This is a genomic window from Streptomyces sp. NPDC021080, from assembly GCF_044333225.1.
Lineage (GTDB): Bacteria > Actinomycetota > Actinomycetes > Streptomycetales > Streptomycetaceae > Streptomyces.
The window spans coordinates 191747-206998 of record NZ_JBIRQM010000009.1 but is presented as its reverse complement, the minus strand read 5'-3'; the positions used below and the strand labels follow the sequence as shown (position 1 = coordinate 206998).

10 protein-coding genes are annotated in these 15252 nt (G+C 68.0%); 7 read left to right on the top strand and 3 right to left on the bottom strand.

Going from position 1 to position 15252, the window contains the following annotated elements; genetic code table 11:
- Positions 1-36 precede the first annotated feature (36 nt).
- Both ACH4S8_RS23460 and ACH4S8_RS23455 read left to right on the top strand, forming a co-directional pair.
- Positions 37-1158 carry a lipid II:glycine glycyltransferase FemX gene (locus tag ACH4S8_RS23460; protein ID WP_398397039.1) on the top strand — a complete coding sequence of 374 codons (1122 nt, stop codon included), beginning with the start codon at positions 37-39 and terminating at the stop codon, positions 1156-1158.
- Positions 1159-1316: 158 nt separating this feature from the next.
- Positions 1317-2348 (top strand): alanine racemase, encoded by a 1032-nt coding sequence (locus ACH4S8_RS23455; RefSeq protein WP_398397036.1) that lies wholly within the window; start codon positions 1317-1319, stop codon positions 2346-2348.
- A 110-nt stretch (positions 2349-2458) separates the two neighbouring features.
- Here ACH4S8_RS23455 and ACH4S8_RS23450 read toward each other — a convergent pair whose 3' ends face one another.
- The gene (locus ACH4S8_RS23450; protein ID WP_398397034.1) at positions 2459-3973 is read right to left on the bottom strand and encodes a glycosyltransferase family 87 protein; all 1515 of its coding nucleotides are present in this window, start codon (positions 3971-3973) and stop codon (positions 2459-2461) included.
- 127 nt (positions 3974-4100) lie between these two features.
- The gene (locus tag ACH4S8_RS23445; protein WP_398397032.1) at positions 4101-6839 is read right to left on the bottom strand and encodes a transglycosylase domain-containing protein; all 2739 of its coding nucleotides are present in this window, start codon (positions 6837-6839) and stop codon (positions 4101-4103) included.
- Positions 6840-7213: 374 nt separating this feature from the next.
- Here ACH4S8_RS23445 and ACH4S8_RS23440 point away from each other — a divergent pair, with 374 nt between their 5' ends.
- The 4 genes from ACH4S8_RS23440 (at position 7214) to ACH4S8_RS23425 (ending at position 10991) form a co-directional block, all read left to right on the top strand.
- Positions 7214-7897, top strand: a complete 684-nt coding sequence (locus ACH4S8_RS23440; RefSeq protein ID WP_398397030.1) for a PadR family transcriptional regulator — start codon at positions 7214-7216, stop codon at positions 7895-7897.
- Between the two features lie 44 nt (positions 7898-7941).
- Positions 7942-9024 (top strand): inositol-3-phosphate synthase, encoded by a 1083-nt coding sequence (locus tag ACH4S8_RS23435; RefSeq protein WP_382783265.1) that lies wholly within the window; start codon positions 7942-7944, stop codon positions 9022-9024.
- Between the two features lie 77 nt (positions 9025-9101).
- Entirely contained in the window at positions 9102-10364 is a 1263-nt protein-coding gene (locus tag ACH4S8_RS23430) for an MFS transporter (protein ID WP_398397027.1), read from the top strand.
- Between the two features lie 123 nt (positions 10365-10487).
- Positions 10488-10991: a hypothetical protein gene (locus ACH4S8_RS23425; RefSeq protein WP_398397025.1), complete on the top strand. Its 504-nt coding sequence runs from the start codon at positions 10488-10490 to the stop codon at positions 10989-10991.
- A 104-nt stretch (positions 10992-11095) separates the two neighbouring features.
- On the opposite strand, the gene ACH4S8_RS23420 is transcribed toward ACH4S8_RS23425, so the two are convergent.
- On the bottom strand, positions 11096-12562 hold the full coding sequence (locus ACH4S8_RS23420; protein WP_398397023.1) for a CCA tRNA nucleotidyltransferase: 1467 nt from the start codon (positions 12560-12562) through the stop codon (positions 11096-11098).
- Between the two features lie 223 nt (positions 12563-12785).
- Here ACH4S8_RS23420 and ACH4S8_RS23415 point away from each other — a divergent pair, with 223 nt between their 5' ends.
- Positions 12786-15206 (top strand): DUF6049 family protein, encoded by a 2421-nt coding sequence (locus ACH4S8_RS23415; protein WP_398397021.1) that lies wholly within the window; start codon positions 12786-12788, stop codon positions 15204-15206.
- Positions 15207-15252 lie beyond the last annotated feature (46 nt).

Here is a 15252-nt window from a genome sequence, read left to right as displayed (position 1 = left end):
ACCCATGGGGACACACCAGCCCGAGGAGCGCCCCGAATGAGCCTGACCCTGAGGACCATCAGCCGAGAGCAGCATCTGGCATACATCCAGAGCCTGCCCGCGGCCAGCCACATGCAGGTCCCCGCATGGGCGGACGTGAAGGCGGAGTGGCGCTCCGAGAGCCTCGGATGGTTCGACGAGAAGACCGGCCAGATCGTCGGCGCGGGCCTGGTGCTCTACCGCCAGCTGCCCAAGATCAAGCGCTACCTCGCCTATCTGCCCGAGGGCCCGGTCATCAACTGGTTCGCGCCGAACCTCGACGACTGGCTGCAGCCGATGCTCGCGCACCTCAAGCACCAGGGCGCCTTCTCCGTGAAGATGGGCCCGCCGGTGATCATCCGGCGCTGGGAGGCCACGTCCATCAAGGGCGGCATCCAGAACCCGGACGTGAAGCGCCTGCGCGACATCGAGGCCGACTTCATCGAGCCGCGCGCCTTCGAGGTCGCCGACAAGCTGCGCCGCATGGGCTGGCAGCAGGGCGAGGACGGCGGTGCCGGCTTCGGCGACGTCCAGCCCCGCTACGTCTTCCAGGTGCCGCTGGCCAACCGTTCCCTCGAAGAGGTCCACAGGAACTTCAACCAGCTGTGGCGCCGCAACATCAAGAAGGCCGAGAAGGCCGGTGTCGAGGTCGTCCAGGGCGGTTACCAGGACCTGGAGGAGTGGCAGCGGCTCTACGAGATCACCGCGATCCGCGACCACTTCCGGCCGCGCCCGCTCTCGTACTTCCAGCGCATGTGGACGGCCCTCAACACCGAGGACCCCAACCGCATGCGGCTCTACTTCGCGCGGCACAACGGAGTGAACCTTTCGGCAGCGACGATGCTCGTCGTCGGCGGGCACGTCTGGTACTCCTACGGCGCCTCGGACAACATCGGGCGCGAGGTCCGGCCCTCGAACGCGATGCAGTGGCGCATGCTGCGCGACGCGTACGCCCTGGGAGCCACGGTCTACGACCTGCGCGGCATCTCCGACTCGCTGGACGAGACCGATCACCTCTTCGGTCTGATCCAGTTCAAGGTGGGCACGGGCGGAGAGGCGGCCGAGTACCTCGGCGAGTGGGACTTCCCGCTCAACAAGCTGCTCCACAAGGCTCTCGACATGTACATGTCCCGCCGCTGAGCCGTCCGGAACCGCGTCCCGGGCCGCCGAACCGCCCCGAATCACATCCCGGGCCACCGAACCGGCCCGGGACAGCCCCATCGGCCCGGTCGATCGGCGACAATTCCTTTTCATACCTCTGATACACCGCAGCCACGAGAAAGGTTCCGGGACCGGCCATGGCGCTCACGCTCTACGTCGACACCGCGCGCTGGCGGGCACACCACAAGCAGGTGTCCGAGCAGTTTCCGGGGCTCGTCCCCGTCTGCAAGGGCAACGGCTACGGCTTCGGCCACGAACGGCTCGCGGACGAGGCCACCCGCATGGGCTCGGACATCCTCGCGGTCGGCACCACGTACGAGGCCGCCCGGATCAAGGACTGGTTCGGCGGCGATCTGCTGGTCCTGACGCCGTTCAGGCGCGGCGAGGAGCCCGTTCCGCTGCCCGACCGCGTCATCCGCTCCGTGTCGTCCGTCGACGGCGTGTACGGCCTCGTGGGCGCCCGTGTCGTCATCGAGGTGATGTCCTCGATGAAGCGGCACGGTGTCAGCGAGGAGGAACTGCCGCACCTGCACTCCGCCATCGAGAACATCCGGCTGGAGGGTTTCGCGATCCACCTGCCGCTGGACCGCACCGACGGCTCGGACGCCGTCGAGGAGGTCATCGGCTGGATGGACCGCCTGCGCGCGGCCCGGCTGCCCCTGCACACGATGTTCGTCAGCCACCTCAAGGCCGAGGAACTCAGGCGGCTTCAGCAGCAGTTCCCGCAGACCCACTTCCGCGCCCGCATCGGCACGCGGCTGTGGCTGGGGGATCACGACGCCACGGAGTACCGCGGGGCCGTCCTGGACGTCACGCGCGTCTCCAAGGGCGACCGCTTCGGCTACCGGCAGCAGAAGGCGGCCTCGGACGGCTGGCTCGTGGTCGTCGCGGGCGGCACCTCGCACGGGGTGGGCCTGGAGGCCCCCAAGGCTCTGCACGGCGTCATGCCGCGTGCCAAGGGCGTCGCACGCGCCGGCCTGGCGACGGTCAACCGGAACCTTTCTCCGTTCGTCTGGGCGGGCAAGCAGCGCTGGTTCGCCGAGCCCCCGCACATGCAGGTCTCCATCCTCTTCGTGCCCCACGACGCCACGGAGCCGAAGGTCGGCGACGAACTGGTGGCCCATCTGCGGCACACCACCACGCAGTTCGACCGCGTCGTCGAGCGCTGACCCCGGGTCCGGAGCGCTCCGGACGGACGAAAGGCCGTACACGGACACCGTGTACGGCCTTTCGCGTGACTCTTCCGGCTCTTGTTCCGGCCCTCACGAGCCCTGTTCGCTCAGAGCGAACGGTCTCCCGGTGCCGCGTCCTCGTACCACTCGACCGGGGAGATCCCGTCGAAGTGCGCCGCGTGCCGCGGCGGATGGGCGGCCGGACCGAGGACGAAGACGTCCTCCGCGCCGTCGAGGATCCCGCCCGACGGGTCGTCGTCGCCCGACCGGCGCACGACGTCGTGTTCCGGCAGGAAGATGTCCCGCACCACCATCGCGCACAGGTACAGCGTCCCCAGCAGGTGGACGGCGATGGCGACCTGGTAGCCGTCGGTCGGCAGACCCTTGTGGGCTTCGCCGCTGGTCGTGTACGCGAGGTACATCCAGATGCCGAGGAAGTAGGCGACCTCGCACGCCTGCCAGACGAGGAAGTCCCGCCAGCGCGGCCGGGCCAGCACCGCGAGCGGGACCAGCCAGAGCACGTACTGCGGCGAGTAGACCTTGTTCGTGAGGATGAAGGCCGCGACGATCAGGAAGGCGAGCTGGGCGAAGCGGGGGCGGCGGGGGGCCATGAGCGTGACGGCCCCCAGGCCCGCGCAGATGACCACCATCAGGAACAGCGCCCAGGCGTTGGCCGTGTCGGGCGTGATCGCGATCTTCATCCACTGCGAGACGAACAGGAAGACCGAACCGAAGTCGACACCGCGGTCGTGGCTGAAGCTGTAGAACTTCGCCCAGCCCTCGGGCGCGAGGTACATGACGGGAAGGTTCACGGCCAGCCAGGCACCGACGGCGCCGAGCAGCGCCGTGCCGAACTCACGCCACCTGCCGGTGCGCCAGCACAGCAGGAAGAGCGGCCCGAGGACCAGGAACGGGTAGAACTTGGCGGCCGTGGCGAGCCCGATCAGGACGCCGAAGGCCAGGACGCGCCCGCGGGACCACATGAGCATCGCGGCGGCCAGCAGGGCCACGGCGAGGAGATCCCAGTTGATCGTGGCCGTGAGGGCGAAGGCGGGCGCCAGGGCGACCAGGAGGCCGTCCCAGGGGCGGCGGCGGTGGGTGCGCGCGGTGCATACGACGATGACGGCCGCGCACGCCATCAGCATCCCCGCGTTGACCATCCAGTAGACCTGCTCCTGGTGCTGGATGCTCCCGCCGCCCGGGGTGAGCCAGGCCGCGACCTCCATGAACACACCGGTGAGCACCGGGTATTCGAGGTAGTCCATGTCGCCGGGGATCTTGTCGAAGTACGGCACGAGACCGTCGGCGAAACCGCGGCCCTGATAGAGGTGCGGAATGTCCGAGTAGCACGCGTGCGTGTACTGCGAGCTGGCTCCGAAGAACCAGCCGCCGTCGTAGCAGGGGATCTTCTGGACCATACCGAGGGCGAACATGCCGATCATCACCAGCGCGACGACCCGCACGGGCGTCCACCAGGACGTTCCGAGCAGGGCCCGCCGCCCGATGGGGCCACCGATCAGCTCACTGCCGCCGGCGGCGATCTCGTCGTCCTGGGTCGGCCGCACCAGCTCCGGCTCGTGCTCGCTCGCTCGCGTCGTCTCTGCACTGGGCATGGCCCACATCCTGCCGTACGTGTCTGAGAACGGAAGCAGGGACGACCCATGAAACGGCCTCACGGAGACGACCCCTGAAAACGGCTTCGCGCGTGCGCCCCGGAGGTGCGCACGCGCGAAGGGTGGTCGGCGACCGTCAGCCGGAGCCTCCGAAGAGGCCTCCGTTGCCGTTGCCGTTGCCTCTGTTGCTACCGGTGCTGGTTGTCGCCGTCGGCGAGGTGTCCGTCGCCGTCGGCGAGCTGGTCACACCGCCGTCCGTGCCACCGGCGTCGGTCCCGCCGTTGTTGTTGTTGCAGCGGAAGTCGAACTTCTTGCACGTCTCGGTCGGCGTGGGCGTGGGAGACGTCAGGGTCGCGCTCGGGGTCGGGCTCGGGCTCTCGGTCACGCTCTCGGAGGCCGAGGGCGTCGGCGTCGGGCTCGGGACGTCGTTGAGGACCGTACCGATCTCCTCGGGCGTCGGGAAGGGCTTCGCCGGCTGCCCCTCGAGCGCCACTTCCATGTAGTCCCGCCAGATCTGGGACGGGAACGAGGCACCGTGGATGGTCTTCTCGCCACCCGTGCCGTACATCTGCAGGAACTCGCGGTTCTTGTTGGTCTCGTCGTCGTCCAGGCGGTACATGCCGATCGCCGTGGACAGCTGCGGGGTGTAGCCGACGAACCAGGCGGACTTGTTGCCGTCGGTCGTACCGGTCTTGCCGGCCACCTCACGGCCCCTGAGCTGGGCGTTGGTACCGGTGCCCTTCTCGACCACGGTCTTCAGGACGTCGGTGACGTTGTCGGCGACGGCCGGGGTGAAGGCCTCCACGGCCTTCGCGATCTTGTCGTGCTGGAAGACGGTGCCGTCCTTGTTGGTCACCTTCTCGACCGAGTACGGGTCCCGCTGCTTGCCGCTGTCCGCGAAGGTGGCGTACGCCCCGGCCATACGGATCGCGCTCGGGGAGGAGGTGCCCAGGGAGAACGAGGGGAACCTGGCGCTGGCGAGGCTCGACTCCTTGATGCCCGCGCGCAGGACGGCGTCCTTCACCTTGTCCAGGCCCACGTCCATGCCCAGCTGGACGTAGACGGAGTTGACGGACTCGCGCATGCCCTCACGCAGGTCGACCTTGTAGGAGGGCGGGTTGAGCGACTGGTGACCGTCGTTCTGCTGCAGCCACTCCTTGCCCTTGTCGTCCGTCCAGTCCTGCCCGTTGTAGTCCTTGATCTTGAGCCCGTTCTTGGCGCTGTACAGGCTCTTCGGCGACACGATGGTGCGTTCGTCCTGCGCCTGCTCCTGGGGCCCCTTGGGGTCCTTGGCACCCCAGGTCATGGCGGCCGCCAGCACGAAGGGCTTGAACGTCGAACCCACCTGGGCACCGGTCTGGTCGGCGTTGTCGGTGAAGTGCTTGGTCGCGTCCGAACCGCCGTAGATGGCCACGATCGCGCCGGTGGCCGGGTCGACGGACGCGCCACCGAACTGGACGTACTTGTCGTTCTTGGGCCGCAGCTTGGGCTTGATGTTGGCCTTCTGCACCTTCTCCACCGCGTGCTTGAGCGCGTCGACCTTCGCCCTGTTGAAGGTCGTGTGGATCTGGTAGCCGCCCTGACGGAGCTTGGTCTCGGTGATCCCGGTGTCTTTGCTGTTGTTGACCAGGTACGAGTTGACCAGGTCGACCAGGTAACCGACCTGCCCGCCCAGCGCGGCGTTCGACCGCGGGGACTGGATCGTGGGGAACGTGGTGATCTTGTTCCGGGTGGCCGCGTCCAGACGGCCGTCCTTGACCTCCTCGTCGAGGATCCACCGCCAGCGCTCCTCGGCGCGCTTGCGGTTGGCCTGCGGCGACGCGGCCTCTCCGCCGATCGACTGGGCGCCCGCCGGGTCGTAGTACGTGGCGCCCTTGAGCACCGCCGCCAGGAAGGCGCACTGGCTCGCGGTCAGACGCGTGGCGTCCTTGTTGAAGTAGGCGTGCGCGGCGGCCTGGATACCGTAGGCGTTACGCCCGTAGTACGCGGAGTTCAGGTAGCCGGCCATGATGTCTTCCTTGGGCACCTTGGCCCCGACCTTGATCGAGACGAACAGCTCCCTGAGCTTGCGGGAGACCGTCTGCGACTGGTCCTCGAGCATCGCGTTCTTCACGTACTGCTGGGTGATGGTGGAGCCACCCTGCGTCTGGCCGCCCTTGGCCATGTTCACGAAGGCACGGGCGATGCCCATCGGGTCGACGCCGCTGTCGGTCTCGAACGTCTTGTTCTCGGCCGACATGACCGCCCAGCGCATCTCCTTGGGGATGTCCGCGTAGTCGATGATCTGACGGTTGGCCTCGCCACCCGTGGCGACCATCTCGCTGCCGTCGGCCCAGTAGTAGACGTTGTTCTGCGCCTTGGCGGTCTTGCCGATGTCCGGAATGCCCACCAGGGCGTATCCGACACCGGCGGCCACGACCAGGCTGCCCGTGAAGCCGATGAACAGGCCGGTCACGAGCTTCCAGGACGGCACCCAGCGCCCGGCGCCGTACCGGCCGGCACGCGGGTAGTCGATGATCCGTTTCTTGGCGGGCTCGGGAGCACGGCCGCGGCCGCGTCCGGGACCGCCCGGGCCCTGGGGACCACCACGTCGGCCGCCCCCTCCTCCAGGACCTCCGGGGCCGCCGTGACCCGCGCCGTCGGCGGCTCTGCGCCGGCCTGCGCCGCTTGCGCGCTGCGTGGCACGCCGCGCCTCGGCACGGCTGCCGTAGGGGGTCTCTTCACTTCCCGGGCCATACGGATCGGAAGGGGACCCGGTGACGTCTCGCGGTGCATCGCGGCGGCCTGCGGACGGGCCTGCCTGCGGCTGGCCGCGCCGGGCCGCGGCACGTCCGCCGCCCTGCGGCTGCGGCGGTTTGCGACGGTGCTCGCTCATCGAACGATTACTCCTCGGGCAGGCGCACCTGTGCGCGCCTGGAAACGGCGGCTGGTTTCCGGTCCCCCCGAAGTACGGATGCGGTCGATTGCGCATTCACCCGTACTGCACCAAAGACGTTGACGTACTCAGACGTCACTCGGTTCCCGGTGGTGTCCATCCCGCACAGAGTACGCACCGCCAAAACACACCTAGCGCCGAAGTTCACCGCAAATCAGGCAACTTGCTTCGTATGAATCGGTGATGTGACGCCGTTCACTCTGCTCCCACTTGTCGCATCCGCAGGGTCGTTCTATCGTGCTGATGTATCGAGTCGATACATCAGCACGGCATAAAGACCGCGCGGACGGGGCAGCGACAGGGAGGGGGCGACGATGAGCCGGCGTGCCGGAATCCTCGAATTCGCCGTACTCGGCCTGCTCCGCGAGTCCCCGATGCACGGTTATGAGCTGCGCAAACGACTCAATACGTCACTGGGTGTGTTCCGTGCCTTCAGTTACGGAACGCTCTACCCCTGCCTCAAGACGCTGGTCACCAACGGCTGGTTGATCGAGGAAACAGGATCCACACCCGAAGACGCCCTGACGGCAACGCTGGCGGGACGTCGAGCCAAGATCGTCTACCGATTGACGGCGGAAGGTAAGGATCACTTCGAGGAGCTTCTCGCGCAGACGGGTCCCGACGCGTACGAGGACGAGCACTTCGCGGCTCGCTTCGCGTTCTTCGGGCAGACGTCACGCGATGTACGCATGCGCGTACTGGAAGGTCGCCGCAGCCGTCTGGAGGAGCGCCTCGAGAAGATGCGCGCCTCGCTGGCGCGCACCCGGGAGCGCCTCGACGACTACACGCTTGAGCTCCAGCGCCACGGAATGGAGTCCGTGGAGCGCGAAGTGCGCTGGCTGAACGAGCTCATCGAGAGCGAGCGGGCCGGACGGGACGTCCAACGTCCCGGATTCGAAGGCTCCGCTCAGCAGGACAACACATCTGGAGAGACGGGCGGCCTGCCCCGGCACCGGGACAGCCCCCGGCCGGATCCGTCCGACGACACCGCCACGTGAGACCCCGCTCGGGGTTTCACCGATAGACACAGGGAGCAACCGGAATGGGTTCGGTTCGCGTAGCCATCGTCGGCGTGGGCAACTGCGCCGCCTCGCTGGTTCAGGGCGTCGAGTACTACAAGGACGCCGACCCGGCGACCAAGGTGCCCGGCCTGATGCACGTCCAGTTCGGCGACTACCACGTCGGTGACGTCGAGTTCGTCGCCGCGTTCGACGTCGACGCGAAGAAGGTCGGCCTCGACCTCTCCGACGCCATCGGTGCCAGCGAGAACAACACCATCAAGATCTGTGACGTCCCGAACAAGGGCGTCACTGTCCAGCGCGGTCACACCCTGGACGGTCTCGGTAAGTACTACCGCATGACCATCGAGGAGTCCGCCGAGGCGCCGGTCGACGTCGTCCAGATCCTCAAGGACAAGCAGGTCGACGTCCTCGTCTGCTACCTGCCCGTCGGTTCCGAGGACGCGGCGAAGTTCTACGCCCAGTGCGCCATCGACGCCAAGGTCGCCTTCGTCAACGCCCTCCCGGTCTTCATCGCCGGCACCAAGGAGTGGGCGGACAAGTTCACCGAGGCCGGCGTCCCGATCGTCGGCGACGACATCAAGTCGCAGGTCGGCGCGACCATCACGCACCGCGTGATGGCCAAGCTGTTCGAGGACCGCGGTGTCCGTCTCGAGCGCACCATGCAGCTCAACGTCGGCGGCAACATGGACTTCAAGAACATGCTCGAGCGTGACCGCCTCGAGTCCAAGAAGATCTCGAAGACGCAGGCCGTCACCTCGCAGATCCCCGACCGTGAGCTGGGCGAGAAGAACGTCCACATCGGCCCCTCGGACTACGTGGCCTGGCTCGACGACCGCAAGTGGGCGTACGTCCGCCTCGAGGGCCGTGCCTTCGGCGACGTCCCGCTGAACCTCGAGTACAAGCTCGAGGTCTGGGACTCCCCGAACTCGGCCGGTGTCATCATCGACGCCGTGCGCGCCGCGAAGATCGCCAAGGACCGCGGTATCGGCGGCCCGATCCTCTCCGCGTCGAGCTACTTCATGAAGTCCCCGCCGGTCCAGTACTTCGACGACGAGGCCTTCGCCAACGTCGAGAAGTTCATCAAGGGCGAGGTCGAGCGCTAAAGCACACTTTCGTGCTCGCTGTTGAGGGTCCCCGGGCTACTGCCCGGGGACCCTCCTCGTATGTGAGGCTGTGACCCATGGCCGTCGTGCGTGACCTGCGCGTCCTCCTGCGCTTCCAGGCATTCAGACGCCTGCTCGGTGTACGGCTGCTGTCCCAGGGCGCCGACGGTGTCTACCAGGTCGCGCTGGCCACCTACGTGGTCTTCTCGCCGGAGAAGCAGACCTCGGCGGCGTCCATCGCCTCCGCGATGGCGGTGCTGCTCCTCCCGTACTCCCTCGTCGGTCCCTTCGCGGGCGTCCTGCTGGACCGATGGCGGCGACGGCAGGTCTTTCTGTACGGCAATCTGCTGCGCGCGGCGCTGGCGTGCGGGACGGCCGTCCTGATCCTGAGCCGGACACCCGACTGGCTCTTCTACACCTCCGCGCTCTGTGTCACCGCCGTCAACCGGTTCGTCCTGGCCGGGCTGTCGGCCTCGCTGCCCCGGGTCGTCGACAGAGACCGTCTGGTCGTGGCCAACTCGCTCTCCCCTACCGCCGGAACCCTCGCGGCCACCGTGGGCGCGGCTCTCGCCTTCGCCGTTCGGCTGGTCGTCGCGGACTCCGACGCGGCGGTGGTCCTCGTGGGAGCCGCGCTGTATCTGTGCGCGGCCCTCGCCTCGCTGCGTATCGCCCCGGACGTCCTCGGGCCCGACCGGGACCTGGTCCGCCCGTACGTGGGCACGGCCCTGGCCGGCACCGCGCGAGGCCTCGCCACCGGTGTGCGCCATCTCGCGGAGCTCCCACGGAGGGAGGCGGCCTGGGCCCTGATGACGATGACCCTGATGCGCTTCTGCTACGGCGCCCTGACCGTCATGGTGCTGATGCTCTGCCGCTACGCGTGGCCTTCCGGCTCGGACGGCGGACTCGCGCTCCTGGGGCTGGCCGTGGGTGTCTCGGGAGCCGGCTTCTTCGTCGCGGCCGTGGTGACGCCCTGGACGGCCGGGCGACTGGGCCCGGGCCGCTGGATCGCCGTCTGTGCCGGTGCCGCAGCGGTCCTGGTGCCCGCGCTCTGCCTCCCGTTCGCCCCCAGCCCCACCCTGGGCGCCGCCTTCGTCCTGGGCGTGACCACCCAGGGAGCGAAGATCGCCACGGACACCATCGTGCAGTCCGCGGTGGAGGACGGCTTCCGCGGCCGGATCTTCTCGGTCTACGACGTCCTGTTCAACGTCGCCTTCGTCGGAGCGGCCGCAGTGGCCGCTCTGATGCTGCCTTCTGACGGACGGTCCGTTTCCCTCGTCCTCACCGTGGCCGCGGTCTACGCATCAATTGCGGTTGCTATGGCCCGCTTTGAGATTCGGTAAGTGTCACATCAGTGCCACATCAGTGCCACAGAGCCACTTCTGGCTACTGCGTTGTCACAGGCGCCCGATAACTTACGTGCGTCTTACGTTCGAGTCACGCGTCAACGTTCCAGGGGGACCCCAGTGACAACTCCGCCGCCGCAGGGCCAGAATCCATTCGCGCAGGGACAGCAACCGTACGGCCAGCCGCCCCAGGGCCAGGCGCCGTACGGCCAGCCCCCGCAGGGATACCCGCAGCAGCCGGGTCAGCCCGGGTTCCCGCAGCAGGCCGGTTACGCCCCGGTTCCGCCGCAGCGCCCGAAGCGCGGCTTCAGGGAGTACCTGCGCATAGTTCTCGCTGTCGCGGGCCTCGGCATCATCGTGGGCGGCTGGCTGATCCACAACGACAGCGAGGATGCCAAGAAGCTGGCCGTGGGCGACTGTCTGTACAACAAGGGGACCGACAGCAACCCGGACGTCATCCAGGTGGACTGCACCGACTCCAAGGCCACGCACAAGGTCCTCAAGAAGGCGGACGGCGCCTCGCTTCCTTCACTGACGTGCCAGAACGTCGCGGGCACGACGGCGACGCTGACGTGGAAGGAAACCGGCGAGTCCTTCACTCTCTGCCTCGGGTCGAACAAGTAGCCCGCGGAGACAGAGACAGCAGGGGTGGTGTTTCACGTGAAACACCGCCCCTTCGCGTTGCCCGGCGTCAATGTTTCACGTGAAACATGACGAGCCGGCACCTCTCAGCCCTGCTCGGCCCACCACTCCTTGAGCGCCGTCACCGCGGCGTCGTGCTCCATCGGCCCGTTCTCCAGCCTCAGCTCCAGCAGGAACTTGTAGGCCTGGCCGATCGCGGGGCCGGGACCGATGCCCAGGATCTCCATGATCTCGTTGCCGTCGAGGTCTGGGCGGATCGCGTCGAGCTCTTCCTGCTCCTTGAGCTGGGCGATGCGCTCCTCCAGCCCGTCGTAGGCGCGGGAGAGCGCGGTCGCCTTGCGCTTGTTGCGCGTGGTGCAGTCGGAACGGGTCAGCTTGTGGAGACGGTCGAGGAGCGGGCCCGCGTCACGCACATAGCGGCGGACGGCGGAGTCCGTCCACTCACCGGTACCGTACCCGTGGAACCGCAGATGCAGTTCGACCAGACGTGAGACGTCCTTGACGAGGTCGTTCGAGTATTTGAGCGCCGTCATCCGCTTCTTGGTCATCTTGGCGCCCACCATCTCGTGGTGGTGAAAGGACACCCGCCCGTCCTGCTCGAAGCGGCGTGTCCGCGGCTTGCCGATGTCATGAAGCAGCGCGGCGAGCCTGAGGGTCAGATCGGGCCCGCTCTCCTCCAGCGCCATCGCCTGTTCCAGGACGATCAGCGTGTGCTCGTAGACGTCCTTGTGCCGGTGGTGCTCGTCACGCTCCAGCCGCAGCGCGGGCAGCTCGGGGAGCACGTGCTCGGCGAGCCCCGTGTCCACGAGCAGCGTCAGACCCTTGCGGGGGTGGGCGGACCGGATCAGCTTGTTCAGTTCGTCCCGCACCCGCTCCGCGGAGACGATCTCGATACGTCCGGCCATGTCCTTCATGGCGGCGACGACCTCGGGCGCCACCTCGAAGTCGAGCTGCGCGGCGAACCGCGCGGCGCGCATCATCCGCAGCGGATCGTCGGAGAAGGACGCTTCGGGAGTGCCCGGGGTCCGCAGAACGCGAGCGGCCAGGTCGTCCCGACCGCCGTACGGGTCGATGAACTCCTTCTCCGGCAGCGCGACGGCCATCGCGTTCACGGTGAAGTCGCGGCGCACGAGGTCTTCCTCGATGGAGTCGCCGTAGGAGACCTCCGGCTTGCGCGAGGTCCGGTCGTACGCCTCGGAGCGGTACGTCGTGATCTCGATCTGGAAGGACTGCTGCACATCACCCACGCGGGCGTCCTTCTGCGCCCCGACCGTGCCGAAGGCGATCCCGACCTCCCACAGCGCGTCCGCCCAGGGCCGGACGATCTTCAGTACGTCCTCGGGCCGGGCATCCGTCGTGAAGTCCAGGTCGTTGCCGAGCCGACCGAGGAGCGCGTCCCGGACCGAGCCGCCGACCAGGGCGAGCGAGAACCCAGCCTCCTGGAAACGGCGGGCGAGCTCGTCGGCGACAGGGGACACCCGCAGCAGTTCACTCACCGCGCGGCGCTGCACCTGGCTCAGGGCACTGGAATTGTCTTCGTTGGCGTTCGGCACAACAGAAAAGGGTACGTGGCCGGAGCCACGGGGAGCGCCTGGATAAATCCCACACCTGTGCCCCACATTTTTTCGGGGGCAGAATAGGCACACATACGGGACAGGGAGCTCCCATCCCTGATCTTGCGGACCACTCCGTGGCACTTACTCTCAGCGCACCTCGTTACCATGCGTGGACGCACATTCCGACGACCACTGACGACGACGAGGGACGGGCGAGCGCGTGGCCGAGGCGGCAGACTTCCAAGGGACCAGTCCCTCACCTGCCCGCCGGTGGCTCCGGCGCAGCGGTGCACTGCTGGCCGGGGCCCCGCTGCTGGCCGGGCTGCTCCAGCTGCCCTTGAGTTCGCCCTCGCAGGCCGCCGAGAAGGCTTCTGTGGCCACTGCCACAGGGTCGTCCGGCCCGGTGGACATCAGCCTCGACTCGCTGAGCCCCAGCGCCCCCGCCGACGGCGACACGATCACGGTCTCGGGCTCGGTCACCAACACGGGCAAGCAGACCGTCACGGACGCGCACGTGGGCCTTCGCGTGGGACCGTCCCTGGACACCCGCTCGGCGATCGACACCGTGGCCAGGCGCACCAGCTTCCAGCCGGGCGTCGACCCGCTGGAGGTCGGGGGCAAGTACGTCGCGAAGGTCACCAAGCTCGCCGCGGGCAGCTCGCAGCACTTCAGCATCTCGGTGCCGGCCAAGAACCTCGACCTCGGCTCCGACGGGGTCTACCAGCTCGGTGTGTCGCTCACGGGCCGGACCACCGCGCAGCCGTGGGACCAGGTGCTCGGTATCGAGCGGACCTTCCTGCCGTGGCAGCCCGATGCGGCGGACACGAAGACAAAAACGACCTACCTCTGGCCGCTCGTCTCCACCGTCCACCTCACGGCGGAGACCGGTTCGGACGCCCAGCAGACGCCCGTCTTCAAGAACGACGACCTGGCCAAGGAGATCTCCCCGGGCGGGCGCCTGGAGCAGCTCCTGTCGCTGGGCAGCCAGCTCGATGTCACCTGGGTCCTCGACCCCGACCTGCTGGCCTCCGTCGACGCGATGAGGGGTGGCTACCGGATCCAGCAGGCGAACGGCACGACCATCGCCGGGAAGAACCAGGCGGTGGCCAATGCCTGGCTCGACAAGCTGGAGAAGACGGTCCAGGGCCAGAGCGTCGTCGCCCTCCCCTTCGCCGACCCCGACCTCGCCTCGCTGGCCCACCAGGGCAAGGACGTCACCGGTTCTCTGAGCCACCTCAAGGACGCCACCGATGTGGCGGCCGGTACGGTCGAGACGATCGTCCACGTGAAGCCGAGCACGGAGTTCGCCTGGCCCGCGGACGGTGCGGTGGATCCGTCGATCATCAAGGTGGCCACGTCGGCCGGCGCGGACAAGGTGATCGCCCGCAGCGACAGCCTGCGCGAGACGGGCGGCCTGCCCTACACACCCAGTGCCGCCCGCCCCATCGGCGGCGGAACCACTGCGGTGGTCGCGGACGAACGGCTGTCGACCGCGTTCCAGGGCGACATGATGAAGGCGGACGACTCGACGCTCGCCGTCCAGAAGTTCCTCGCGCAGAGCCTGATGATCAACCTGCAGGAGTCGAAGAACGAGCGCAGCATCGTCGTCGCTCCGCAGCGCATGCCCACGGCGAGCCAGGCTCAGTCCATGGCCGAGGGCCTGCAAGCTCTCCAGCAGGGCAACTGGTCGCAGTCCCAGGGCCTGACCGAGGCCGCCAAGGCCAAGCCGGACCCCGGCGCCACCACGAAGATCCCCTCGGCGTCCTCGTACCCCTCGGCACTGCGCCACCGGGAACTGCCGCGCTCGGCGTTCGAGAGGATCCAGGCCACCCAGGCCAAGCTCGACAAGTTCCGGATGATCCTGACCGACGAGTCCCGTGTGGTCACGCCGTTCGGGCGGGCCACAGACCGGGGGATGTCCGCCTCCTGGCGCGGCCGGGCCACGGAGGCTGCCGACTTCCGCCAGGGTGTGGAGACCTACCTCGACGGGCTCATGGGCCTGGTGCACCTCATCCAGAAGTCGGACGCGAAGCTGTCGGGACGCAGCGCCACGATCCCCGTGACCGTCCAGAACAACCTCGTACAGGGCGTCGGCCATCTCGTGCTGCGCCTCACCTCGCAGCAGCCCACCCGCCTCAAGATCGGCAACGGCCCGTACGACGAGCAGCAGATCCAGGTCGCGGGCGAGCACAGCCAGTCGGTCAAGTTCACGACGTCCACCAAGGCCAACGGCCCGGTGCAGGTCGTCGCCCAGCTCTACACGGAGGACGGTCAGCCGTACGGAGACCCGGTTCCCTTCGAGGTGAAGGTCACCGAGATCACCTCCACGGTGATGCTCGTCATCGGCGGCGGCGTCCTGCTTCTCGTACTCGCCGGTTTCCGGATGTACACGCAGCGTAAGCGCGCCGCGGCCCGGCAGGCCGAGGAGGACGCGGAGAACGGTCCCGAGGTGGGGGGCGAGAGCGCGGACACGGAGGGCACCGTGGACACTGACACCACCGAAGACTCCGAGGCCGGTTCCGAACAGGCTTCCGGCCCGGAGTCCGGGGCAGACGACCCGGAGCACCCGAGTGACCCGTCACCGGACACCGCACCGGAAAGCGCCGACCCGTCCGGCACGGGTGAGAGAGTGGACCGTTGAGCGATGTCGTGGCCGGTTGGCCCGGGGACGATGAGGTGGGGTAACC

Excerpts from the sequence above, each read along its gene's own strand:
- ACH4S8_RS23450 (WP_398397034.1), bottom strand. The coding sequence starts at position 3,973 with ATGTGGGCCATGCCCAGTGCAGAGACGACGCGAGCGAGCGAGCACGAG.
- ACH4S8_RS23435 (WP_382783265.1), top strand. The coding sequence starts at position 7,942 with ATGGGTTCGGTTCGCGTAGCCATCGTCGGCGTGGGCAACTGCGCCGCC.
- ACH4S8_RS23440 (WP_398397030.1), top strand. The coding sequence starts at position 7,214 with ATGAGCCGGCGTGCCGGAATCCTCGAATTCGCCGTACTCGGCCTGCTC.
- ACH4S8_RS23430 (WP_398397027.1), top strand. The coding sequence starts at position 9,102 with ATGGCCGTCGTGCGTGACCTGCGCGTCCTCCTGCGCTTCCAGGCATTC.
- ACH4S8_RS23460 (WP_398397039.1), top strand. The coding sequence starts at position 37 with ATGAGCCTGACCCTGAGGACCATCAGCCGAGAGCAGCATCTGGCATAC.
- ACH4S8_RS23455 (WP_398397036.1), top strand. The coding sequence starts at position 1,317 with ATGGCGCTCACGCTCTACGTCGACACCGCGCGCTGGCGGGCACACCAC.
- ACH4S8_RS23445 (WP_398397032.1), bottom strand. The coding sequence starts at position 6,839 with ATGAGCGAGCACCGTCGCAAACCGCCGCAGCCGCAGGGCGGCGGACGT.